The following is a 20,900-nucleotide window of genomic DNA, read 5'->3' as shown; positions in this document are numbered from 1 at the left end:
CTTGCGGGTCTGCTTGCGCTTACCGGCGTACTCGGCATCGGCGAAGGTCATTTGTTTCATCATCGAAAAGCTCGGCGATTGGTGTCCGGGGATTTTGCCAAATCAGGAAGTCTTTTTCAGGATTTCCTTAGAGCTTGCCTGCGATAGCCATGGGTATCTATACAACTCTGTAGCGCTCAATGGTAACCACGATGCGAAGCGAGCCGCTCAGGCGGCCCCCAAATCACTGGCGGATTACGGGCACACCGCGCCTGGGCGAGGTGCCGAGTGGTGGGGCAAGAGCGTTTTGCTTGCTTTTGCGCTGTTCAAAAGGGAGCCGCCGTCAGGGCGGAACCCTAGGTGGCCGTTACCGCAGGAACGGATATGTACCCAATCCAACTGTGTTGACTGTCAGGTCGCCTTCGCGAGCAAGCCCGCTCCCACAGTTGGATCGCGGGGCGCCAGGTAAATAAGCGTCGGCTGTCAGGCCGCCACGGGTCCAGCCTAACCTCGAAGTTGTGTAGATGCTTAGGCTGCGATAACGGTGGGTCAATCAACATCTGATGATCAGAATAACGATGACCCATTATATAAGCTGGATTTAAATATACCGTTCAGGCGCGCTTTTAGGACCACTCCTATAGACGCTTTGTCTGTTGGCTTATTAAAGCCAGCCCACTATGGTGGGGGGGCTTTGTTTGTTGCTTTTAATCGCCTGTTTATAAGGTAATTTGCCCGGTTTATTTGTTTTTCAGAGCACTCCTATTTTGAAAATTAAGTGCGCTGCTTACACTTCACTTCGCAACAACGCAGAAGTATTTCCCGTCCAGGGAACTTCAAAACTTAATCAAGTCTATCGTGCTCTCGGAGTTACTCATGAATTACAAAGCTCGCGCCCTCGCTGTACTGGTCGCTGCCACCGTCTCTTCTGCTGCCATGGCTTCGGACGGCAAAATTGATTTCAACGGTGAGCTGAAAGCCGAAACCTGCCAAGTGGCCGTCAATGGTGCAGCAGCTTCCGGCGCGACCACCGTCACCTTGCCAACCATCTCCACCGCTTCCTTGGCTTCCGCCGGGCAAGTAGCTGGCCAGACCGGTTTCAACATCGAACTGAGCAAGTGCTCTGCTGCGATCAAAACCGCGGCGGCGTTCTTTGAGTCGGGCGGTGGTGTTGATCCGGCCAGCGGTAATGTGAAGAACATCAGCGGTTCAGCCACCAAGGTTCAACTGCAGTTGGTGGATGCCACCAATGGCAACGCGATCAAGGCCGGCAACACGTCTCAGGTTACCTCCACCAGCCGCGTAACTGTTGACCCAACTGCCCTGACCGCTGTGCTGCCGTACGCCGTTCAGTACTACGCCCAGTCGGCTACCACGCCGGGCACCGTTGTGGGCTCCGTGACTTACTCCATCAATTATCAGTAAGTCGCAGGCTTTGGACACACGCCCTGCTCGGTATTGAAGGGCGTGCATCCAGACGGTAAAGGGATTGCTCTATGTCGTGCACACGTGCATTCAAACCACTGCTGCTGATCGGCCTGGCCACACTGATGTGTTCCCATGCATTCGCTGCAGTGGTGATTACCGGTACGCGCCTGGTCTATCCGGCGGACCAGAAAGAAATCACCGTAAAACTGAACAATAACGGCACGTTGCCCGCACTGGTCCAATCATGGATCGACACCGGCAGCGTCGAATCGACACCCACCAGCTCCAAGGCGCCGTTCCTATTGTCGCCCCCGGTGGCGCGCATTGACCCGACCAAGGGCCAAAGCTTGCGAGTGCTCTTTACCGGCGCGCCTTTGGCGCAGGACAAAGAGTCGGTGTTCTGGCTCAACGTTCTCGAAATCCCGCCCAAACCCGAGGCGGGTGCAGACCTTAATACGCTGCAAATGGCTTTCCGTTCGCGCATCAAGCTGTTCTATCGCCCGGTCGGCTTGCCTGGAAATCCCAATGAGGCGGTTGAGCAGGTGCAGTGGCAATTGGTTACGGCACGCGATGGCCAAGGCCTGGCGCTGAAGGCGTACAACCCGTCGGCGTTCCACGTCTCGCTGATCGAGTTGGACCTGGTGGCGGGTAACCAACGCTATCGCAGTGAGGACGGCATGGTCGGCCCTGGAGAAACCCGGCAGTTCGCGCTGCCCACGCTCAAGGCCAGGCCGTCGAGCCAGGCCCAGGTGGAATTCAGCGCCATCAACGATTACGGCGCGTTGGTCCCGACCCACAACACGCTGCAGCCCTGATCCATTCCTGACGTTTTTAACCGCGAGTCATCTATGTCGACCTTTTCTTGCTCCAGGCTTTTTCTGCGGGCGCGGCCTCGCTTCGCCTTGAATCCGCTCACTGCCCTGATCCTCAAGGCATTGGCCATTGCTCCAGGCGTGTGGGGCATGCAAGGCGCACTGGCGCAAGAAGTGCAGTTTAATGACGCCTTCCTGCCCGAAGACTCGCGCAATCTTGACCTGAGTGCCTACCAGGCCGGCAACCCGGTGATGCCAGGCCAATACCGAGCCGACATCATCCTCAACGGGCAACTGAACAACCGGCAGGATATTCGCATTGACGCCCAGGCCGACGGCAGCAAGCCGGTGGTGTGTATGAACCGTGGCTTGCTTGAGCGCCAGGGTGTGCAAATGGCCAGCCTTACGCCCGAGGCCAGCACGATGCTCGACAGTCAGGCGTGCCCGGCAGTGGGGCAGGTAATCCCTGGCGCTACCGCGAACTTCTCCCCAGAGAACCAGGCGCTGGACTTGAGCATTCCCCAGGTGGCGCTCAAGCGTAATGCGCGGGGTTACGTCAGCCCGCAGTTGTGGGACCGTGGCGTGACGGCCGCCATGCTCAGCTACAACTTCAACGCCAATCGTAACCGCACCCGCAGTGGCAACTCCGATTCGGCGTTCATGGGCCTCAACGCGGGCCTGAACCTGGGGGACTGGCGCCTGCGCCACAACGCGTCCATGAGCTGGCAGTCACGTTTGGGCAGCCGGTACCAGGCTCTGGACACATACGCCCAGCGTGATATCACCGCGTTGAAAAGCCAACTGACGGTGGGTGAGTCCAACACCACCGGCGAGATCTTCGACACCTTGTCCTACCGCGGTGTGCAACTGTCCACTGACGACCGCATGCTGCCCGATTCGATGCGCGGGTATGCGCCGGTCATCCGGGGTATTGCCCGCACCAATGCGCGGGTAACCATTCGCCAGGCCGGCAATATCTTGCTGGAAACCACCGTGGCGCCCGGCGCGTTCGTGATCGATGACCTGTACTCCACCGGCTATGGTGGCGACCTCAGCGTGAGCGTGGCCGAAGCCGACGGCACTGAGCAGAACTTTATCGTGCCCTACGCCTCGGTCAGCCAGTTGCTGCGCCCCGGCACCTCGCGGTTCAGCCTCACTGCGGGTGAAACCCGCAACAACTTCGTCGACGATCAGGCGCGCCTGCTGCAAGGGACTGTGCAGTACGGCTTGAACAATACCTTCACCGGTTTTGCCGGTCTGCAATCGAGCGATGACTACACGGCGGTGCTCACCGGCCTGGCGTTCGGCACACCCATCGGTGCGATGGCCGTGGACATCACGCACGCCCAGACCGACCTGGCCGGCGGCGCTGCCAAGGGCCAGAGCATGCGGGTGTCGTACAGCAAGAATGTGCTCAGTACCGGCAGTAACTTCTCGCTGGCAGCCTATCGGTTTTCCACTCAGGACTACCTGGATTTCAGCAACGCCATCCAACTGCTGGATGCCGAGAAAAATGGCTGGGATTCGAGCATGTTCGGTCGCCCGCGCAGCCGTTTTTCGGTGACCGCCGACCAGAACCTTGGGGCTTGGGGGCAAGTCTCCATCAGCGGTTACGCGCAAAACTACTGGAATCAGCCGGGCAGTGATGTGCAGTACCAGTTCAGCTACAGCAAGCAGTTCAACCGCGTCAGCTTCAGTGTGAATGCCAACCGCAGCCGCATGGGGCTGGGCGACATGGAGAACAGCTTTTTGCTGACCATGAGCATGCCCCTGGATTTCGGCGCGTCGGGTAACACTCCGCAAATAACCGCGCAGGTGGGCCGCGATACCCAAGGCAATTACAGTGAGCAGGCCGGTATCAGCGGCACCGCCGGCCAAGACCGTCAATATGGCTATAGCGCCAATTTCGGCCATGACGGCGCCAACCACAGCAAGAGCGCCGCGCTTAACGGTCAGTACACGGGTGGGCGAGCCATGCTCAGTGCGGCACTGGGGCGTGGCGATGGCTATACCAGCGCCTCGATGGGCGCCAGCGGCACCGTGGTGGCCCATGCAGAGGGCGTGACCATGACGCCGTACCGCGGCGAAACCATGGCGGTGGTCAGTGCGCCGGGTGCCGCGGGCGCCAAGGTTTCGGGGTACCCCGGCCTGACGCTCGACAGTCGCGGCAATGCCGTGGTGCCGTACCTGCGGCCTTATGAGCTGAACGAGGTGGCCATCGACCCGATTGGCAGTTCGCTGGATGTCGAACTCAACGAGACCAGCCAACAAGTCGCCCCACGCGCTGGCGCCGTGGTGCATCTTAAATACACCACTAATCAGGGCCGTGCGGTGCTGCTCAATGTGCGCCTGGACGATGGCAGCAGCTTGCCATTTGGCGCAGGAGTGACCGACGGCGAAGGCGCCTCGGTGGGGATGGTCGGGCAGGGCGGTCTGCTCTATGCCCGGATCAAGCCAGAAACCCGCCAGTTGTTGATCAACTGGGGCAGCAAGACCCATCAACAGTGTGCCCTGATGATTCCTCCCGGCCCCGGCGAGGGCCAGCAATTGCAGCAGGTGGACGCTATTTGCGCCGCCGGCAAACAGGTCGCGGGCAGCACGCCGCCCAACAACATGCAAAAGGTACCGTTATGAACATGGGCGCTTTGATCAAACCCAGCCTAGCGCTGGCGGCACTTTGGGCGATGGCCGATACGGCCATGGCAGTGACCTGTACATATAACAACGGTATCCAGGCCGCAGTGGGCAACATGCCATTGCAGGTCTCGGCGATTACCGTCGGACGTGATGTGCCGGTGGGCGCCGAAGTCTATCGACAGCGCTTCAGCATGGCCTTGGGCCAGGCACCCGAGCTGGACTGCCGGTTTGCTCCGTTTCAACAGTGGACCGAGTTGACGGTCGAGGCGACTTCTGGCTTAGCCAATTGGTCCAGCGGCCCCTATGCCAACAAGGTCTACAGAACCCGAATTCCAGGGCTGGGGGTGGTTATCAATAGTCTCGGCGGCGTGCTGCCCAGGCAAACCAACAAATCCTGGACTGCCTGCACATCGGGCTCTCGCTGCCTGATTCCGTTTGATGGACCTTCGAACTTCGAATTGATACTGATCAAACTAGGGGAAGTAACGCCAGGTGTATTGGCGGGCAGCTCATTGCCGGTCGTGAGCCTGTTTGGCAACTTCGGCGATGCCAGGATGCAGGGTTTCAGGATGGGCATCTCCGGCAGTATCCAGATTGTCTCGCGCACCTGCAGTACGCCGGATGTTTCAGTGCCGATGGGGACGCACTTGACCAATAAGTTCACCGGGCTTAACAGCGCCACAGGGTGGACAGATTTTTCCATCAACTTGAATGATTGCCCGGCGTTCCATGGCACCTATTCCACCACCGGACCTGGCTGGCTTTCGCAAAGTGGTAATTCACCCACCGGCGTTGGCTCCGGCGGAACCCTAGCGGGTAACACCCTGCAATTTCGCATCGACTCCTCGCGCCCGGCGATCAATGCCAGTACGGGCGTGCTGAGCATTGATCCCACAGGCACAGGTAATTCGCCTGCCGCAAGCGGAGTCGGCATCCAAGTAGCGACACTAGACAGTACCCCGGTACCCCTGGGGATGAATCGGGCCAGCGGTATTAACCCACTGTCCTTCGAGTCCAGCTACAACATCCGCTTGCGTGCCCGTTATCTGCAAACCGCCAACCGAGTCACGCCAGGCCCGGCCAATGCGTCGGCGACGTTTACGATTATTTATCAGTGATGAATATGTCACTTATGTTCTGTGCGTTTGGTTTGAAGGGGCAGCCAGGCTGCCCCTCCCACCGTTACTCAAGAACCCGACTTCCGACCGCCGCCATGGCTGTGCTGCCCACCTTTACGGCCGGCTTCCGAGGCTTTTTCACGGTCGTTGGCGAAGTTCCCGCCCGACGCTTGGCCGCCTTTTTTACCGGCTTCGGAGGCTTTTTCGCGATCATTGGCAAAGTTGCCCGGGTTTTTATTACCTGTAGTCATGATAGTTCTCCAGTCGCTAAGTTTGCGTTTCGTTAGTTGGCCGTTTCGCAACGGACACTTATTCCGATATTGGCTTTTTGAAAAATGTTTTACCGATTTTTCTAACCGGCGACGAACGGTAATTTCGCTGAAAAAGTTATACAGAAACTTGGTTGATGCGCCGCTTCGTATAACTTTTATTGCCGGCCAGCGCTTTGATATTAATCAAATCGAAACTGCTGGTTTAGTTAACGGTCCTGCCATTCGTCTTTTTCCTCGCACTCCAAAAAAGGGTGTGGTTCCAACGAGGTTCCTAACCTGTGAACGGGAGCTTTTCAGCCATGAAACACAACCCATCCAACCCACAGTACCGGCCGCTTGAGCAACCAGACGCACCCAATGAAGACGGTTGCGTCATCGGCACTGCCGGGCGCGACGAAGACCCCAACGCGACCACCGATTGGGACCATCCCGACAGCGCCGCAACGCCCGCTGACGCCAGCATCAAGCCCGCCAACGGTACGCCCGGCATCGACGCCGTGCCCGAGTCGGAAAACCACGGCGCCGATTGAGAGAACTGCGCTACAAGTGCCGTTTCGCTTGGCCTGCAGCGCATTACCGCTGGTCGTGAGGCGTCGGTTTATTTTGAAATTTTCCACGCGCAGGCCACTTCCCATGCAAGGTAGGCGCGCATTCCAGCAGGGCGCCTTTTTCCGTAAGCCTGAGGAGATTTGTTCATGTTTCTACATAACAAGCGACTTCAATACACCGTCCGCGTCGCCGAGCCCAATCCGGGCCTGGCCAACCTTTTGCTCGAGCAGTTTGGCGGCGCCCAAGGTGAGTTGGCCGCCGCGTCCCGTTACTTCACCCAAGCCTTGGCGGAAGACGATCCGGGGCGCAAAGATTTGCTGATGGACATCGCCACCGAAGAACTCAGCCATCTGGAGATCGTCGGCTCCATCATCGTCATGCTCAACAAGGGCGCCAAGGGGCGAATGGCCGAAGGCGTGGAAGAGGAGGGCGAGTTGTATCGTGCCCTCAATGGCGCCGGCAATGACTCGCATATCACCAGCCTGCTGTACGGGGCGGGTTCGCCTTTGACCAACTCTGCCGGCGTGCCGTGGACCGCCGCCTACATCGACACTATTGGTGAACCCACCGCAGACATGCGCTCGAATATCGCCGCCGAAGCCCGGGCCAAAATTGTCTATGAGCGGTTGATGAACGTCACCGATGACCCGGGTGTAAAAGATGCGCTGGGTTTTTTGATGACGCGGGAAATCGCTCACCAGATATCCTTCGAAAAAGCGCTGCATGCGATCCAGCCGAATTTTCCCCAGGGCAAGTTGCCGGGCAAACCGGAGTTCACCCAGGTGTACTTCAACATGTCCCAAGGCGCGGAGAACCTGCGCGGGCCCTGGAACCAGGGTGACGGTTGGGAGTTTGTGGAAAACCCACAACCGGCGGTCGATGGCGGTGACGGCACCGCCAGCGTGCAGTTGGACGCCGACGATGAAGCGGTGCTGAGCGCGATGAAAATCCGCACGCTCTCGGACCCCACCAGCGACCCCACCACCGGCGCTGACCTGGGGGCGGGCCTCAAGCCCAAGCCCGACCTTTGATTGAGAACAGCCGCACGCTGAAGGGCGTGCGGTGCTTTCGACTTTCTTGACGAGGACAACGACATGGCAACCCCACAGGAAAACCTGCTCGACTGGCTACGTGATGCCCATGCGATGGAGCAACAGGCCGAGAAAATGCTCAAGGCACAGTCCGAGCGCCTGGAGAATTACCCCCAACTAAAGGCGCGAATCGACGAGCACATTGAGGAAACCCTTGGGCAGCAGCAACTGATTGACGAATGCCTGACGCGTTTGGGAGGCAGTGCTTCGACCCTTAAAGACGTGGGCGGCAAGCTGATGGCTTTCGGTCAGGCGGTCGGTGGCTCGCTGATGAGTGACGAGGTGATCAAGGGCGCGATGGCCGGCTACGTGTTTGAAAATATGGAAGTGGCCAGCTACACGGTGCTCATCGCGGCCGCGAAGGCAGCGGGTGACGCCGAGACACAAGCGGCGTGCGAAAAGATTCTACCCCAGGAAGTCGCCATGGCTCAGTGGTTGCTCGAGCACTTGCCAGAGCTTACGCAAGCGTTTTTGCAACGCTCTGAGGCGCCTGACACACAAGCCAAGCGTTAATGACACGTGCGGTGCCCTTGGGGGGCGCCGCGTCCGCTCGGCACAAGATGGCACTGCGCAGCGTTTTCACGGTCCATGGAACACGTACCACGTATCTGGAGGTGAACCTTGGCGACAAAGAAGAAGCCTGTGGTCGACGGTATGGAATTGGCAATGCTGTCTGCCAGCCGCAAAGACCTGTTCTTTGCGGCCATGCAAGCCAGCCACAGTGCAATGATCGTGACCGACCCCGCGGGGCCTGATAATCCGATCATCTTTGCCAACCAGGCGTTCCTGACCCTGACAGGCTTTGAACTGGACGAAGTGATCGGACGTAATTGCAGGTTCTTGCAGGGGCCTCAAACCGACAAAAACGCGCTGCACCAGGTGCAGCGCGCGGTTGAGCAGCACCATGAGGCCTGTGTCGAGGTGCTCAACTACCGCAAGGATGGCTCGACCTTCTGGAACGAGCTGTTCATTTCGCCGTTGTTCAACGAACGTGGGCAACTGGTGTATTTTTTCGCATCGCAGCTGGACGTGAGCCGGCGTCACGATGCCGAACAGCGCGTGCGTCGCGCACAAGACCTGGAAGCGCTGGGGCAACTGACCGGTGGCATTGCCCATGACTTCAATAACCTGCTGCAAGTGATGATGGGTTATCTCGACTTGATCCAGCAGAGCGCCAAGCGCCCCGGTAGCGATCCGCAGCGCATCGTCAACAGTGCCAGCCGTGCCAGAGCAGCGGCGGAAAAAGCTCAGACCCTGACCCAGCAGTTGCTGGCGTTTTCGCGCAAGCAACGGCTCGACAGTCGGGTGATCAACTTGAACAGCTTGCTCAGCCGCCCCGAATTCATGGCACGTGCGCTGCAGGGCGTCGAGTTGCATGTAGAACTTGCCGACGATTTGTGGAACTGCCGCATCGACCCTGTCCAGGCGGAGCTGGCAGTGCAGCACCTGTTATCCAATGCCCAGGATGCTTTGCGCGGGCGTGCGGACCCAGCGGTAACCGTCCAGACCTGCAACGTCCAGGTACCGGGCGATGTCGGTGCCGAGCGTGATGGGTTGACCGAGGGCTGTTACGTGAGCATTTCGGTCTCGGATAACGGCAACGGCATCGACGCAGGTATTCAGGACAAAGTCATGCAGCCGTTCTTCACCACCAAGGAAGAAGGCCAGGGCTCGGGCCTGGGGTTGTCGATGGTGTACGGCTTCGTCAAGCAATCGGGCGGCACGGCGCGGATTCATTCAGACCCGGGCATCGGTACGACGATTCGCTTGTACTTTCCTGCAGATGACAGCCAGCTGTGGGTCGAGCAGCCCCCCACAGCCATCTCACCGCAAGGTAACGAACGCATCCTGATCGTGGAGGACCGGCCCGAGGTGGCCGAGTTGGCGCAGGTCATTCTGTCTGACTACGGTTACCACACGGACATCGCCCTCAATGCCGCCGAGGCGTTGGGCATGCTCAAGCAGGCGACGTATGACCTGGTGTTCAGTGACTTGATCATGCCCGGCGCGATGAATGGCGCAGCGTTGGCGCGGGAGGTGTCGCGCTTGTATCCGCACATCAGGATCTTGCTGACTACCGGCTATGCGAAAGACGCATTGGCCCGCGCGGAGATAGAGGTGCATGAGTTCGAGTTGATTCCCAAGCCGTATCAGCCTGCTGATTTGCCGCGCAAAATCCGGGCGGTGCTCGATGCCTGATCGAGCAGGCCAATGCGCTCAAAATGTGGGAGCGGGCTTGCCCCAATGCCATTCAGTTAAGCGCAATCCCCTGTGGGAGCTGGCTTGCCTGCGATAGCGGCGGGTCAGTCAACATCAATGTTGGGTGGGCCGACGTCTTCGCGGGCAAGCCCGCTCCCACAGGAGATCTTTGTTGCTTTGAGCATTGCATCCCTCGAGGGCGCCGCCCACAAAGCTACCTCAGCACCGCCAGCGCCAGGTCAAGCGCCAGCACCAACACAATCGAAAACCCGAATATCCTGCGTGCCCAGCCGGTCGGGTCAGCGAGGCGTGTACCGCTGGCCGCGAGAGTTAGCCAATAACCCCCCAGCCCGAGCATCACTACGAAATACAACGCCGCCATCTGCGCCACCGCGCCTAGCATCAGGGCGCTGGCGAGGAAGGCCAGCATGTACGCCTGGATCTGCCGATGGGCTTGGGCCAGGCTCAACAGCGGCAGGCCTGCGGCGCGGAAATCCTCGCGGCGCATCACGGTGATGGCGTGTGAATGCGGCATCTGCCAACAACAGAACACCGCGATCAGTAGCATGGCCGTGAGGTCAAACCGCCCGGTGACCGCGCAATAGCCGATCACCGGTGGCATCGCCCCGGAGACGCTGCCGATCAAGGTGGCCCAGTGGGAGCGTCGCTTGAGCCAGTAGGTGTAGACCCCCGCATAGATCACCAGCCCGACCATTGCCAGCCCACACGCCAGCGCATTGCTGCCGGCCCACAGCAAGCCAAAACCGCAGGTGCCCAGGACGATCCCATAGCCTGCGGCAGTGGACACGCTGATGGTGCGCAGTGCCAATGGCCGATGACAGGTGCGCACCATGCGCCGGTCGATGTCGCGGTCAATGCAGTTGTTGACGACACAGCCGCAACCGATCACCAGGGCCGTGCCGAGCAGTGTGGCAAGCCCGTGCGTCACCGAGGCCACATGCCCGCTGGCGGCGAGCAGGTAACCGCCCAGCACCGACGCCAGGTTACCGACAATAATGCCCGGCTTGGTCAGCTCGATAGCGGTATTGAACAGCCCCCGCCAGTGTTTCAGTGCGCCAGCATGTTGTGATGAATACTGTCCATGATCCATAACGAAAGCCCCACCAACAGAAGAATGATGACCGCCGAGAAAATCAGCGCAATCAGGTTCCAGCGTTGTTCTTCGGCCGTGTCCAGGTGCAGGAAGAACTTGAGGTGGACCACGATTTGTATCGCGCCCAACGCCACTACCAACCAGGCGGTGACGGTGCGCGGCAGTGACGGGAACATCACCAGGGCGAACGGAATCAGGGTGAGCAGTACTGACACCAGGAACCCGACCAGATAGGAGCGACTGCTGCCATGGCTGGTACCGGCACTGCTGTGAAGCGAGCTTTGCTTGTACATGTCACACCACCCCCAACAGATAGACCACGGTAAAGACGCAGATCCACACCACGTCCAAAAAGTGCCAGAACAGGCTCAGGCAACTGAGCCGGGTGGCGTTGGTGCTGGTCAGGCCGCGTTGCTTGACCTGGACCATCAGCACCGCCATCCAGATCAGCCCGGTCAACACGTGCGCGCCGTGGGTGCCCACGAGGGTGAAGAAGGCCGTCAGGAAGCCGCTGCGGTCCGGCCCGTAGCCTTCTTCGATCAGGTGGTGGAATTCGTTGATCTCCATGGCGATAAAGCCCGCGCCCAACACGAACGTGAGCCCCAGCCAGCGCAGCACATCGCGTTGCTTGCCATGGTTCATGGCGAGCATGGCGTAGCCGTAGGTGATACTGCTCAACAGCAGCAGCATGGTTTCGGCCAGCACATAGGGCAGTTCGAAAATATCCATGCTCGACGGCCTGCCCGCCACGCTGTCGCGCAATACGGCGTAGCCGGCGAACAAGGTCGCGAACAGGATGCAGTCGGTCATCAGGTAGATCCAGAACCCGAACAGGCTCAGGGAACCGGCGTCTTCATGCCCTTGTTCGTGGGTATGGGCAATGTCTTTTTCCATAACGATATTGGACATGGGTCAAGCCTCCGCCAGGTCTTTGAGACGGGCCGTTTCGATGCGCGCGACTTCCTGGGCGGGCACGAAGTAATCGGTGTCTTCGTCGTAGCTGCGCACCACGAACGCGACCACCGAGGCCACCAGGCCGAACGCCGCCAACCACCAGATGTGCCACACCAACGCAAAGCTGCAGACCAGCGCAAACAGGCTGATGACCAGGCCCGACGCGGTATTGCGCGGCATATGGATGCTCCGATAGTCGGTGTGGCTCAGGGTGCTGACGCCGCGCTCCTTCATGCCCCAGTACGCGTCCAGGTCATTGACCTTGGGCTGCTCGGCGAAGTTGTACAGCGGCGGGGGAGACGCGGTGGCCCATTCCAGGGTGCGCCCGTCCCACGGATCGCCGGTGCGGTCGCGGTATTGATGACGGTTGCGGATGCTGACAAACAATTGCAAGGCTTGCGCCGCCACGCCGCAGAGGATGATTGCCACCCCCACCAGCTCCAGCAGCAGCCAGGGCCGCCACTCGGGGTTGTCGAAATGATTGAGACGGCGCGTCATGCCCATGAAACCCAGCACGTAGGAGGGCATGAACGCGAAATAAAAGCCCACCAGCCAGCACCAGAAGGCGATGCGGCCCAGCTTGTCGTTCAAGCGGAAACCGAACGCCTTGGGGAACCAATACGTCAGGCCGGCCATATAGCCGAACACCGCACCACCGATGATCACGTTGTGAAAGTGCGCGATCAGGAACAGGCTGTTGTGCAGCAGGAAATCGGCCCCGGGCACCGCCAGCAGCACCCCGGTCATGCCGCCGATGCTGAAGGTCACGATAAAGCCCAGGGTCCACAGCATGGGCGTTTCGAAGCGCACACGGCCGCGGTACATGGTGAACAGCCAAGTGAAGATTTTCACCCCGGTCGGCACCGCGATGATCATCGTCATGATGCCGAAGAACGCGTTGACGTTGCCCCCCGCGCCCATGGTGAAAAAGTGATGCAGCCACACGATGAACGACAACACGGTGATCGCGATGGTCGCCCATACCAGCGACACGTAGCCGAACAGCCGCTTGCTGCTGAAGGTGGCGGCAATCTCGGAAAACACCCCGAACGCGGGCAGGATCAGGATGTACACCTCCGGATGCCCCCAGGCCCAGATGAGGTTCACGTACATCATCGGGTTGCCGCCGGCCTCGTTGGTGAAAAAATGCATGCCCAGATAGCGGTCCAGGGTCAGCATCAGCAGGGTGGCGGTGAGGATCGGGAATGCCGCCAGAATCAGCACCGAGGTGCACAGCGCGTTCCAGGTGAACACCGGCATCTTGAACAGCGTCATGCCTTCGGTGCGCATCTTCAGGATGGTGACGAAGAAATTCACCCCCGTGAGCAGCGTGCCGATACCGGATATCTGCAATGACCAGATGTAGTAATCCACGCCGACGCCGGGGCTGTAGCCCAGCTCGGATAACGGCGGATACGCGACCCAGCCGGTGCGCGCGAACTCACCGACCCCCAGCGAAATATTCACCAGCGCCGCACCCACCACGAACAGCCAGAAACTCAGGGCGTTGAGAAACGGATAAGCCACATCGCGAGCGCCGATCTGCAACGGCACGACGATATTCATCAAGCCGACCACGAAGGGCATGGCCATGAAGAAGATCATGATCACACCGTGGGCGGTGAAGATCTGGTCGTAATGTTCCGGCGGCAGGTAACCCGGCCCGCCGCTGGCGGCCATGGCTTGCTGGGTGCGCATCATGATCGCATCAGAAAACCCGCGCAGCAGCATCACCAGGGCGACGACGATGTACATGCAACCGATCTTCTTGTGGTCCACCGAGGTGAACCACTCGCGCCACAAATAACCCCACTTGCGTTTCCAGGTGATCGAGCCCACCAGCGCCACCCCGATCAGGCCCACGACGGCCAGGGTGTACATCACAATGGGTTCAGTGGTTGGGATCGCGTCCCACGACAGTTTTCCGAACATGGTTACCGCTCCTCAGCCAGCAGACTTGGGTGTTGATCGGTGCGTTGTGCAGCGTCGCTCAATGGCGAGCGCCGGGGTTTATTGGCCTTGTTCATGCCCTCGTATTTATCGACGATGTCCAGGAACAAGCGCTCCTGTACCGCCGAGTAATAGGTCACCGGGTGCTTGAGGGTGGGCTTGGCCAATTGCGCGTAAGAGCTATGGTCCAGAGAAGTGGCCGCGCCCTTGACCTTTGTCACCCAGGTTTGAAAGTCGGCAGTGCTCAGGGACAGCGTGGTGAAATGCATGTCGGAAAAACCGGGGCCGTTGTAGTTGGCGGCAATCCCTCTGAACTCACCGGTTTCGTTGGCGATCAGGTGCAACTTGGTCTGCATGCCGGCCATGGCGTAGATCTGCCCGCCGAGTGCGGGAATAAAGAACGAGGTCATGGCCGCGTCGGAGGTGACGGTGAAACTCACCGGCGTGTGCACCGGCAGGGCCAGTTCGTTGACGCTGGCGATGCCCAGGTCAGGGTAGATAAACAGCCACTTCCAGTCGGTGGCCACCACCTGCACATTGATCGGCGGGGTGTCTGATTCCAGCGGGCGATAGGGGTCGAGTGCGTGGGTGGTCTCCCAGGTCACCCACCCCAGGACGATGATGATCAGCAGGGGAACGCCCCATACCACCGCTTCGATTTTGTGTGAACTGGCCCAGCGGGGGGAGTAACGCGCTTTTTTATTGGTGGCGCGGTAGCGGTAGGCGAAGACAAACATCATCACAATCACCGGAACGACCACCAGCAGCATCAGGCCCGTAGCGAGAATAATCAGGTCGCGCTCATCGGTTGCTACTTGCCCCTTGGGGTTGAATACCACCAGGTTGCAACTGGTGAGTAAGAAGAGGCTGGTGATAGTGACCAGGCAATAACCCATCGCTCGTTTCATGCCTTGCTCCTGTATTGGAAACTTGCGTTTTGCTGTGCCGAATCTGTGCTCGCGCGTTAACTAAGCGAAGCGCTTGTTAACACCAGGAGCCATCAGGTGATAAACATTCGGCAATAAGCTGCCGTCAGTAGATAAAGTGCGTCTACTGTCCGGTTCTATTGGCTTTTTCTGCCGCTCTGCAGGGCGCATTTCGCCGCGCTCCCGAACATTTTGAATAGAGCCCGATGGGTTGGTTTAACAATTTGTTTCCTCGCCTGACGAACGGTTTAACAGGCGAAACGGTAAAGGGTTTTTATCGGTGCATGATGGAGGTGGCCTTGCAGAAAGTCTGAATTCTGGTTAGGGATTTCAGTCGTTAGTTGATGGCCAACCCCACTAACGGTTTTGGAGAAGCGCTATGTTTATACGTGGCAACACCTATAAAGCCTGGGTCTCAAAAGCACTGGAAGAAAAATGCTTCACCCGGGAAGTCGAAAACGGCTGCCATATCGAAGTCAGGGCCCGAGAGCGGGACGATGCTGATATTGAAGTGCTGCTCTGTGTTTATACCGCGACGGGACAATGTGTGGTTGAACGCATCAAGCAGTTGCCGGGTGCCGAATGGACGGTGAATGACGCGCTCAAACGCGGTATTGACCAGGCGGAACGGATTGCCGGAGGTGAGTCCGGCCGACTGCCCTGTGCTGACGCTCACGTGCACGACGACGATTGAGTGGCTCCGCGATCTTGAATGTAGGAGCTGGCTTGCCTGCGATGACGGCCTGACAGCCGACGAGGACTTTGGTCCGACAGGCAAGCTTGGACCTCGGTGCGTCAGTTAGACAAGCGTCGGCTGCCAGGCCGTCACGGGAGCAAGCTCCCTCGCCACAGGGTGTAGCGTCGCGGCAAAATAAAAAAGCCCGCACAGAGTGCGGGCAAGACAGGAGTTTTTACCAAGAGCCTGGAGTGAACAGACTCAGTATTAAGAAACAGAAGAAGCATGAACCGTTTTATTTTTTTAATGCGAGGCCGACGAACGGTAGTGCGACAGAAAGTGCGTGATCGTCGTCATTAAAAGATTAAAATTTCTGAACCTTCGTTCTGAGCAAATAACAAAAAATCAGAAGGAGAGGTTATGAAAAATTCTTTATATGTCATCGAGTACGAATACCACCACGAGCCTAAGTCTTTCATTATAAGAGCCGAGGTGATGAATAACGCAGAGGCGTGGCATTGGGCCTGTTGCGATGCTGGAATTGGCATTATTCCCAGGTCGCGTAATGAAAAGATCAAACGCATCAGTAAACCGCTGGCCGAGCGCTACGGTCTTGAGAATGTAAGATGGCGCCCGTCTGGGAGTATCCCGTTTATTGCAAAGCCCTATGTGCCGCCGCCACCCGAATGAATGTGTTTTTAATGGGCGGGGTTTATGCGGGTGGCGGTAGGGGCGAGGCGAGTGTTTACTGTTTTTTGCGTCGCTCCTGCAACATGCACAACTTTTGCACGCTGCGTTGAAGTGCCTCTTTCATAAGGTCGGCTGCATAGTGTTGCTTGCACGCTGGACAGAGCATGTCAGAGGCCGACGACACTAGAAAGTCGGGGTCATCCAGCGTCGATTCGTAGGGTTGTTTACATTGCAGGCAACTTCGGTTCGCTTGTAGATGGGGCACATCGATTCCTCCCTGAATGAACGGCCACTCTCGATTAAGAAGTGGGCGTTTTCAACTGCTAAAGAGGAAGAATTCAAACAAGCGATTAGTTGATGTTTTAATGCCAGTATCGAGAGGCGGCGGGGAGGGGATGGCGCTTGGACGGCTGTCGATGTTTTAGAACCCTGGCAGGTTTATCGACAGGCGCGTCCTCACTCTCTGCTCTGTGGGTTCAGCAGTTGGGTTTTCTGCTGCGGGTTTTTTGCCCGGCGGCGGTCGCCTGGCGCTTTGATCGGTCCGGGTTGGGCGGGGTGACGCTACTTGCTATCGAGCCTGCCAGGCCGTCATTCGGCGGGGTTGTCAGCTCCTCCCTGGCTTGTAACCAGTGCACGAAATCCTGACCATCAGGCTTCCCTTGCTGTTCCCAAATGCGGTACGCGGTGAGTCGGATCGTTTCTTCGTCCATTGTGAGGCTCCCCTATTGAATAAAAGGTGCTAGGAGTGAATGAAGCTGCTCACGAAGTCCGCCTTGACCACGGGAAGTTCGATCCCATGGATCAAGCCGGCGGTCAGCGCTTGTTGCGGATCAAGAATGCGTGGCGCGGCGATCAGGTACTTTTCGGTCTCCAGTTTTTCGACAGCATCGGCGGTGCGCTCGGCCACGATGCGTGCGTACAACTGCAAGTCGTAATCGAGGCTCATCGCATATTCGGACATGCGCGAGTGGTCAACCGCGCCTTGCACATGCCAGTGGAAGGGGTGGAACAGGAATTTGCTGTGCTTGCAGGCGGTTCTGCGCTCACCGGCCAGGAAAATGATATTGCCCATGGATTCCACGGTGCCGAGGTTATGGGTATGCACCGGAATCGGCAGGGACAATAAAAAGTTGTACATCGTAAAGCCGTAGCTGCATTCACCACCCATTGTGGCGATATTCAGTACCAGGCCCTGGGCATCTTGTTGTACGGCCAACGAGGCTTTTTCAATCAGTTGGCTGCACGTAGAAGCGGTGACCGGTGCGGTGAAGTTGATAATGTGTAAAGGCATGGTGTCCCTCATCAATGAAAGCAGGGGAGCATGGCTCCCCTGCATCAAGCACATCAGCTTTTGCGTCCGCCGCCGTGGCTGTGTTCGCCACCTTTACGCCCGGCTTCGGAAGCTTTTTCACGGTCATTGGCAAAATTGCCGCCACTGTTCTGGCCGCCTTTGCTGCCCGCCTCGGCGGCGCGTTCGGGGTCATTCTTGAAATTGCCCCCGCTGTTCTGGCCGCCTTTGCTGCCGGCTTCAGCGGCGCGCTCGGGATCATTCTTGAAGTTCCCGCCACTGTTTTGGCCACCTTTGCTGCCGATCTCCTGGTAGAACTCTTTGTCATGGGACGCAGAAGTGGCTTCGCCGCCTTTTTTACCGGCTTCGCTGACGCTCATCTGGCCTTGCTTGTCTTGAGTAGTCATGTTCAGTTACCTCGTCGTTATGTCGGTAATGTAACGTTCACTTCGATTGTGCTGGAAACGTGCACTTAGGCGCGTGAGTCAAGCTGCACGGTTATAAGTGCCTTTCACACAAGGGTGGCGTTTTAGATGCACTTATCGTGGCTTCGGCTTGTTCAGCAAGTTGCTGATGTTCGTAACACGCAGACGTATTAGAACGCAGGCCAGTCCTTGCTTTAGTTTGCACTTCTACAATCGGCCTGCGAGCTGGCTCGCCGCGCTGATTATCAATGGACGCACGCATGATGAATGCCCTTTGTTAACGAACGGAACAGCGGTACTGCCCGTGTGGTCAGGACTTACGTCCACCACCATGACTGTTCTGGCCGCCTTTACGCCCGGCTTCCGAGGCTTTCTCGCGGTCGTTGGCGAAGTTGCCGCCAGAGGCCTGTCCACCTTTCTTTCCCGCCTGTGATGCTTTTTCGCGATCATTGGCAAAGTTTCCAGGGTTTTTATTGCTCGTCGTCATAACAATACTCCCAGTTTTGAAATGTCGTTTCGCTAGTTGCCCGTTTATGCAACGGACATCTTTTCTGATAGGGGCAAGTGCGCAGATGTTTTGAAATTTTTTAAAAAGGGCGATGAACGGTAGAGTGGTAGATGAAACTTGTACAACTAGGCTCAAGAAGTGCCGCTTCGTATAAGTTTTGTCGCGTCGATTGATATTGAATTAATGGCGACCTTAACGATTGGTTTAGCATTCAATACCCTGTTTGATAGTGGTCATTAAAGGCGCTGGCTACTCTGGCCGGCGCTCAGCCGCACACTCTGTTGCTGCAGCCCGCACAGACTGCTTGTATGCTGGCACTCTGGAACCGGTTGCCCCTGTGAGTACCGACGTTCGAATGATGGCTGGAACGGAAACCGGACTTCCTTAAGGTGCTGACGTGAAGCGTGATACCCGTCTTGTGATGCTGTTGCTGTTGGTGATCGGCTGTTCCCTGACTTCGCTGACGATTTGGAAAGTCCTGTCTTCCCGCGACCGTGCGCTGGCGGAAGTGGATGTGCATGGCTTGAACCTGACCCAGGCCCTTAACACCTATACCGAAGGCATCGTGCGGCAAAGCTCGTTGCTGTTGCTGGGGCTGGTTGAGCGCCTGGAAACCGAAGGCAGTGGGCCGGTGCAAATCCAGCGAATCAGCACGCTGATCAACCTACAGCAGCCGCTGATGCCGCAGCTCAGCGGCATCACCATTTATGATCATCAGGGCCGGTGGCTGCTGTCTTCCAATCGTGCGATTCCGGAGGGCGCCAATAGCAGTGATCGGGCCTATTTCATCCACCATCGCGACGATCCGAGCGCTGAACCTTTTATTGGCCCGCCGATTCAAAGCCGCGCCAACCATGAATGGGTGGTGACCATCAGCCGCCGTTTCAACGACGCGGCCGGCAACTTCGCTGGCGTGGTCGCTGTGACCCTGGGGGTGGAAAACTTTCTGCGGGTATTCGGTAAACTCGATGTGGGCCAGGAGGGCGCCATCGGCCTGTCCTACGCCGACGGCACGTTGCTGGTGCGTTACCCCTTCCGCGAGCAGGACATGGGCCGCAACTTTTCCACCTCGCCTATTTATTCCAAGTACCTCGTCGACCAGCCTGTGGGCACTGCGGCCTATACCTCCAGCCTGGACGGGGTAGAGCGACTCTATGCCTTTCGCAAAAGCGAAACCCTGCCGCTGATCACCACGGTCGCGTTGGGCAAGCACGAAGCCCTCGCGGCGTGGCGCATCGAGGCGGCACTGTCAGCGGTCGTGATAGCGGGGCTGTTGGGGCTGACGGGGCTGATCGGCTGGTTTCTGATCCTGGATATCCGCAGGCGAACAGCGGCCGAAGAGGCGTTGCGTGTCGCCCAGCAACAGTTGCTCGACTCCAATCGGCAATTGGCGCTATTAGCGAAAAAGGATGCGCTGACCGGCCTCGCCAACCGCCGCTGTTTTGACGAAACGCTGGCCCTGGAAGCGCGCCGGGCGCAGCGCGAGGGTACGTCACTGGCATTGCTGATGATCGATATCGACCATTTCAAACGCTTCAACGATGCCTTTGGTCACGTCGCGGGAGATGCTTGCCTGCAGGCGGTCAGCACGTTATTGGAAACGTGCGTGCGGCGGCCCTCGGACCTGGTGGCGCGCTATGGCGGAGAAGAAATGGCGGTCGTCATGCCCGCGACTGACAGTGCAGGCGCTGCGGTGGTCGCGCAACGCATTCTTTCGCGCCTACAGCAGGAGAACATCACACACCCAGGCAGCCCCTTCGGGCGCGTGAGTGTGAGCATCGGCGTTGCGACGGGCCTGGGCTCACGGCTGGAGCCGGTGTTGGGTTTGGTCGAGGCGGCTGATGCAGCGCTTTACGGTGCGAAGGCGGCGGGGCGCAATGGGTTCAACGTGCACCCTGCGGACGTGACTTCGGGCGGCTGAAACGGCTTTTACCTGGGTATGCGCGGCTCACATCCCAAGCGTCGGGATCATGAGTTCGCCGCACTCCATCAGTTGGCCAGCAGTGACTTGCAGCTGCGGGGTGGGTTTGGCCGCATAGCCTGCGATGAAGCCGGCACTTAGCAGTGCCAGGCAGAGGACGGCTTTTTTCACAAGCATGCGCAGGGTCTCGATCGGTTCAAAAGGGTGAACCACAGATTGTGCATTCGAGAAAAGGTTCCTGGCCGCGCAGAGGGCTTTCTGCCTTCTTCTTTCTGTAGGAGCGAGCTTGCTCGCGAAAAACCTCAACGATAACGCGTGCTCCCTGAATAAGCGCGGCGCCTGTGAGTGTTTCGCGAGCAAGCT

Annotated in this window: 22 protein-coding genes; 11 read left to right on the top strand and 11 right to left on the bottom strand. The window is 58.3% G+C overall.

Annotated features, from left to right (window positions below):
* Nucleotides 1–855 precede the first annotated feature (855 nt).
* From GIW79_RS17995 to GIW79_RS17980, 4 genes are all read left to right on the top strand, one after another.
* Nucleotides 856–1,404 carry a fimbrial protein gene (locus GIW79_RS17995; protein WP_003190448.1) on the top strand — a complete coding sequence of 183 codons (549 nt, stop codon included), beginning with the start codon at nt 856–858 and terminating at the stop codon, nt 1,402–1,404.
* 71 nt (nt 1,405–1,475) lie between these two features.
* The gene (locus GIW79_RS17990; RefSeq protein ID WP_054895706.1) at nt 1,476–2,222 is read left to right on the top strand and encodes a fimbrial biogenesis chaperone; all 747 of its coding nucleotides are present in this window, start codon (nt 1,476–1,478) and stop codon (nt 2,220–2,222) included.
* A 33-nt stretch (nt 2,223–2,255) separates the two neighbouring features.
* Complete coding sequence (locus tag GIW79_RS17985) at nt 2,256–4,853, top strand: fimbria/pilus outer membrane usher protein (RefSeq protein ID WP_044273270.1); 2,598 nt, start codon at nt 2,256–2,258, stop codon at nt 4,851–4,853.
* A gap of 2 nt (nt 4,854–4,855) precedes the next feature.
* Nucleotides 4,856–5,974 (top strand): fimbrial protein, encoded by a 1,119-nt coding sequence (locus GIW79_RS17980; RefSeq protein WP_229999502.1) that lies wholly within the window; start codon nt 4,856–4,858, stop codon nt 5,972–5,974.
* 68 nt (nt 5,975–6,042) lie between these two features.
* Here the strand turns inward: GIW79_RS17980 and GIW79_RS17975 are convergent, their stop codons facing one another.
* Entirely contained in the window at nt 6,043–6,225 is a 183-nt protein-coding gene (locus tag GIW79_RS17975) for a general stress protein (protein WP_003190457.1), read from the bottom strand.
* A 320-nt stretch (nt 6,226–6,545) separates the two neighbouring features.
* On the opposite strand from GIW79_RS17975, the gene GIW79_RS17970 reads away from it, so the two are divergent.
* The 4 genes from GIW79_RS17970 to GIW79_RS17955 all read left to right on the top strand — a co-directional run bounded on the left by GIW79_RS17970 (nt 6,546) and on the right by GIW79_RS17955 (nt 10,085).
* Nucleotides 6,546–6,776, top strand: coding sequence for a hypothetical protein (locus GIW79_RS17970; RefSeq protein ID WP_236455270.1), 231 nt, complete (start codon nt 6,546–6,548; stop codon nt 6,774–6,776).
* Nucleotides 6,777–6,941: 165 nt separating this feature from the next.
* The gene (locus tag GIW79_RS17965; protein ID WP_014718025.1) at nt 6,942–7,826 is read left to right on the top strand and encodes a manganese catalase family protein; all 885 of its coding nucleotides are present in this window, start codon (nt 6,942–6,944) and stop codon (nt 7,824–7,826) included.
* A gap of 63 nt (nt 7,827–7,889) precedes the next feature.
* The gene (locus GIW79_RS17960; protein ID WP_019821478.1) at nt 7,890–8,399 is read left to right on the top strand and encodes a ferritin-like domain-containing protein; all 510 of its coding nucleotides are present in this window, start codon (nt 7,890–7,892) and stop codon (nt 8,397–8,399) included.
* A 108-nt stretch (nt 8,400–8,507) separates the two neighbouring features.
* Nucleotides 8,508–10,085 carry a histidine kinase famiy protein gene (locus tag GIW79_RS17955; protein ID WP_173647484.1) on the top strand — a complete coding sequence of 526 codons (1,578 nt, stop codon included), beginning with the start codon at nt 8,508–8,510 and terminating at the stop codon, nt 10,083–10,085.
* Nucleotides 10,086–10,299: 214 nt separating this feature from the next.
* Here the strand turns inward: GIW79_RS17955 and cyoE are convergent, their stop codons facing one another.
* From cyoE to cyoA, 5 genes are read right to left on the bottom strand one after another with little or no spacing between them, the layout of a single operon-like run.
* Entirely contained in the window at nt 10,300–11,196 is an 897-nt protein-coding gene (gene cyoE, locus GIW79_RS17950; RefSeq protein WP_072448512.1) for a heme o synthase, read from the bottom strand.
* Complete coding sequence (gene cyoD / locus GIW79_RS17945; RefSeq protein WP_034127103.1) at nt 11,154–11,492, bottom strand: cytochrome o ubiquinol oxidase subunit IV; 339 nt, start codon at nt 11,490–11,492, stop codon at nt 11,154–11,156. The genes cyoE and cyoD overlap by 43 nt, the downstream gene beginning before the upstream one ends.
* Nucleotide 11,493: 1 nt before the next feature.
* Nucleotides 11,494–12,108 carry a cytochrome o ubiquinol oxidase subunit III gene (gene cyoC, locus GIW79_RS17940; RefSeq protein WP_236455268.1) on the bottom strand — a complete coding sequence of 205 codons (615 nt, stop codon included), beginning with the start codon at nt 12,106–12,108 and terminating at the stop codon, nt 11,494–11,496.
* A gap of 3 nt (nt 12,109–12,111) precedes the next feature.
* The gene (cyoB, locus tag GIW79_RS17935; RefSeq protein WP_057978062.1) at nt 12,112–14,085 is read right to left on the bottom strand and encodes a cytochrome o ubiquinol oxidase subunit I; all 1,974 of its coding nucleotides are present in this window, start codon (nt 14,083–14,085) and stop codon (nt 12,112–12,114) included.
* A gap of 2 nt (nt 14,086–14,087) precedes the next feature.
* Entirely contained in the window at nt 14,088–15,011 is a 924-nt protein-coding gene (gene cyoA, locus GIW79_RS17930; RefSeq protein ID WP_054921139.1) for a ubiquinol oxidase subunit II, read from the bottom strand.
* A 397-nt stretch (nt 15,012–15,408) separates the two neighbouring features.
* Between cyoA and GIW79_RS17925 the strand changes: the two genes are divergently transcribed.
* Together GIW79_RS17925 and GIW79_RS17920 are read left to right on the top strand one after the other, a co-directional pair.
* Nucleotides 15,409–15,723: a hypothetical protein gene (locus GIW79_RS17925; RefSeq protein WP_034127106.1), complete on the top strand. Its 315-nt coding sequence runs from the start codon at nt 15,409–15,411 to the stop codon at nt 15,721–15,723.
* Nucleotides 15,724–16,125: 402 nt separating this feature from the next.
* Nucleotides 16,126–16,395, top strand: coding sequence for a DUF6555 family protein (locus GIW79_RS17920; protein WP_003190473.1), 270 nt, complete (start codon nt 16,126–16,128; stop codon nt 16,393–16,395).
* 476 nt (nt 16,396–16,871) lie between these two features.
* On the opposite strand, the gene GIW79_RS17915 is transcribed toward GIW79_RS17920, so the two are convergent.
* The 4 genes from GIW79_RS17915 to GIW79_RS17900 all read right to left on the bottom strand — a co-directional run bounded on the left by GIW79_RS17915 (nt 16,872) and on the right by GIW79_RS17900 (nt 18,595).
* Entirely contained in the window at nt 16,872–17,105 is a 234-nt protein-coding gene (locus GIW79_RS17915) for a DUF2934 domain-containing protein (RefSeq protein WP_014718034.1), read from the bottom strand.
* Between the two features lie 29 nt (nt 17,106–17,134).
* Entirely contained in the window at nt 17,135–17,686 is a 552-nt protein-coding gene (locus GIW79_RS17910; RefSeq protein WP_014718035.1) for an ATP-dependent Clp protease proteolytic subunit, read from the bottom strand.
* 53 nt (nt 17,687–17,739) lie between these two features.
* On the bottom strand, nt 17,740–18,090 hold the full coding sequence (locus GIW79_RS17905) for a general stress protein (protein WP_014718036.1): 351 nt from the start codon (nt 18,088–18,090) through the stop codon (nt 17,740–17,742).
* Nucleotides 18,091–18,418: 328 nt separating this feature from the next.
* Nucleotides 18,419–18,595, bottom strand: a complete 177-nt coding sequence (locus tag GIW79_RS17900) for a general stress protein (protein WP_003190478.1) — start codon at nt 18,593–18,595, stop codon at nt 18,419–18,421.
* Between the two features lie 418 nt (nt 18,596–19,013).
* On the opposite strand from GIW79_RS17900, the gene GIW79_RS17895 reads away from it, so the two are divergent.
* Complete coding sequence (locus tag GIW79_RS17895) at nt 19,014–20,537, top strand: sensor domain-containing diguanylate cyclase (protein ID WP_236455266.1); 1,524 nt, start codon at nt 19,014–19,016, stop codon at nt 20,535–20,537.
* 27 nt (nt 20,538–20,564) lie between these two features.
* On the opposite strand, the gene GIW79_RS17890 is transcribed toward GIW79_RS17895, so the two are convergent.
* Nucleotides 20,565–20,897, bottom strand: a complete 333-nt coding sequence (locus GIW79_RS17890; RefSeq protein ID WP_072448516.1) for a hypothetical protein — start codon at nt 20,895–20,897, stop codon at nt 20,565–20,567.
* Nucleotides 20,898–20,900: the final 3 nt, after the last annotated feature.

This window comes from Pseudomonas sp. PA-7-1E, assembly GCF_021605325.1.
Taxonomy (GTDB): Bacteria; Pseudomonadota; Gammaproteobacteria; order Pseudomonadales; family Pseudomonadaceae; genus Aquipseudomonas; species Aquipseudomonas fluorescens_BV.
This window is presented reverse-complemented; position numbering and strand designations above follow the sequence as displayed.

Coding starts and splice junctions, on each gene's coding strand:
- cyoD (WP_034127103.1), bottom strand. CDS start 11,492: ATGTACAAGCAAAGCTCGCTTCACAGCAGTGCCGGTACCAGCCATGGC.
- GIW79_RS17995 (WP_003190448.1), top strand. CDS start 856: ATGAATTACAAAGCTCGCGCCCTCGCTGTACTGGTCGCTGCCACCGTC.
- cyoB (WP_057978062.1), bottom strand. CDS start 14,085: ATGTTCGGAAAACTGTCGTGGGACGCGATCCCAACCACTGAACCCATT.
- GIW79_RS17990 (WP_054895706.1), top strand. CDS start 1,476: ATGTCGTGCACACGTGCATTCAAACCACTGCTGCTGATCGGCCTGGCC.
- GIW79_RS17960 (WP_019821478.1), top strand. CDS start 7,890: ATGGCAACCCCACAGGAAAACCTGCTCGACTGGCTACGTGATGCCCAT.
- GIW79_RS17915 (WP_014718034.1), bottom strand. CDS start 17,105: ATGGACGAAGAAACGATCCGACTCACCGCGTACCGCATTTGGGAACAG.
- GIW79_RS17925 (WP_034127106.1), top strand. CDS start 15,409: ATGTTTATACGTGGCAACACCTATAAAGCCTGGGTCTCAAAAGCACTG.
- cyoA (WP_054921139.1), bottom strand. CDS start 15,011: ATGAAACGAGCGATGGGTTATTGCCTGGTCACTATCACCAGCCTCTTC.
- GIW79_RS17920 (WP_003190473.1), top strand. CDS start 16,126: ATGAAAAATTCTTTATATGTCATCGAGTACGAATACCACCACGAGCCT.
- cyoC (WP_236455268.1), bottom strand. CDS start 12,108: ATGTCCAATATCGTTATGGAAAAAGACATTGCCCATACCCACGAACAA.
- GIW79_RS17910 (WP_014718035.1), bottom strand. CDS start 17,686: ATGCCTTTACACATTATCAACTTCACCGCACCGGTCACCGCTTCTACG.
- GIW79_RS17980 (WP_229999502.1), top strand. CDS start 4,856: ATGGGCGCTTTGATCAAACCCAGCCTAGCGCTGGCGGCACTTTGGGCG.
- GIW79_RS17965 (WP_014718025.1), top strand. CDS start 6,942: ATGTTTCTACATAACAAGCGACTTCAATACACCGTCCGCGTCGCCGAG.
- GIW79_RS17975 (WP_003190457.1), bottom strand. CDS start 6,225: ATGACTACAGGTAATAAAAACCCGGGCAACTTTGCCAATGATCGCGAA.
- cyoE (WP_072448512.1), bottom strand. CDS start 11,196: ATGGATCATGGACAGTATTCATCACAACATGCTGGCGCACTGAAACAC.
- GIW79_RS17970 (WP_236455270.1), top strand. CDS start 6,546: ATGAAACACAACCCATCCAACCCACAGTACCGGCCGCTTGAGCAACCA.
- GIW79_RS17900 (WP_003190478.1), bottom strand. CDS start 18,595: ATGACGACGAGCAATAAAAACCCTGGAAACTTTGCCAATGATCGCGAA.
- GIW79_RS17905 (WP_014718036.1), bottom strand. CDS start 18,090: ATGACTACTCAAGACAAGCAAGGCCAGATGAGCGTCAGCGAAGCCGGT.
- GIW79_RS17985 (WP_044273270.1), top strand. CDS start 2,256: ATGTCGACCTTTTCTTGCTCCAGGCTTTTTCTGCGGGCGCGGCCTCGC.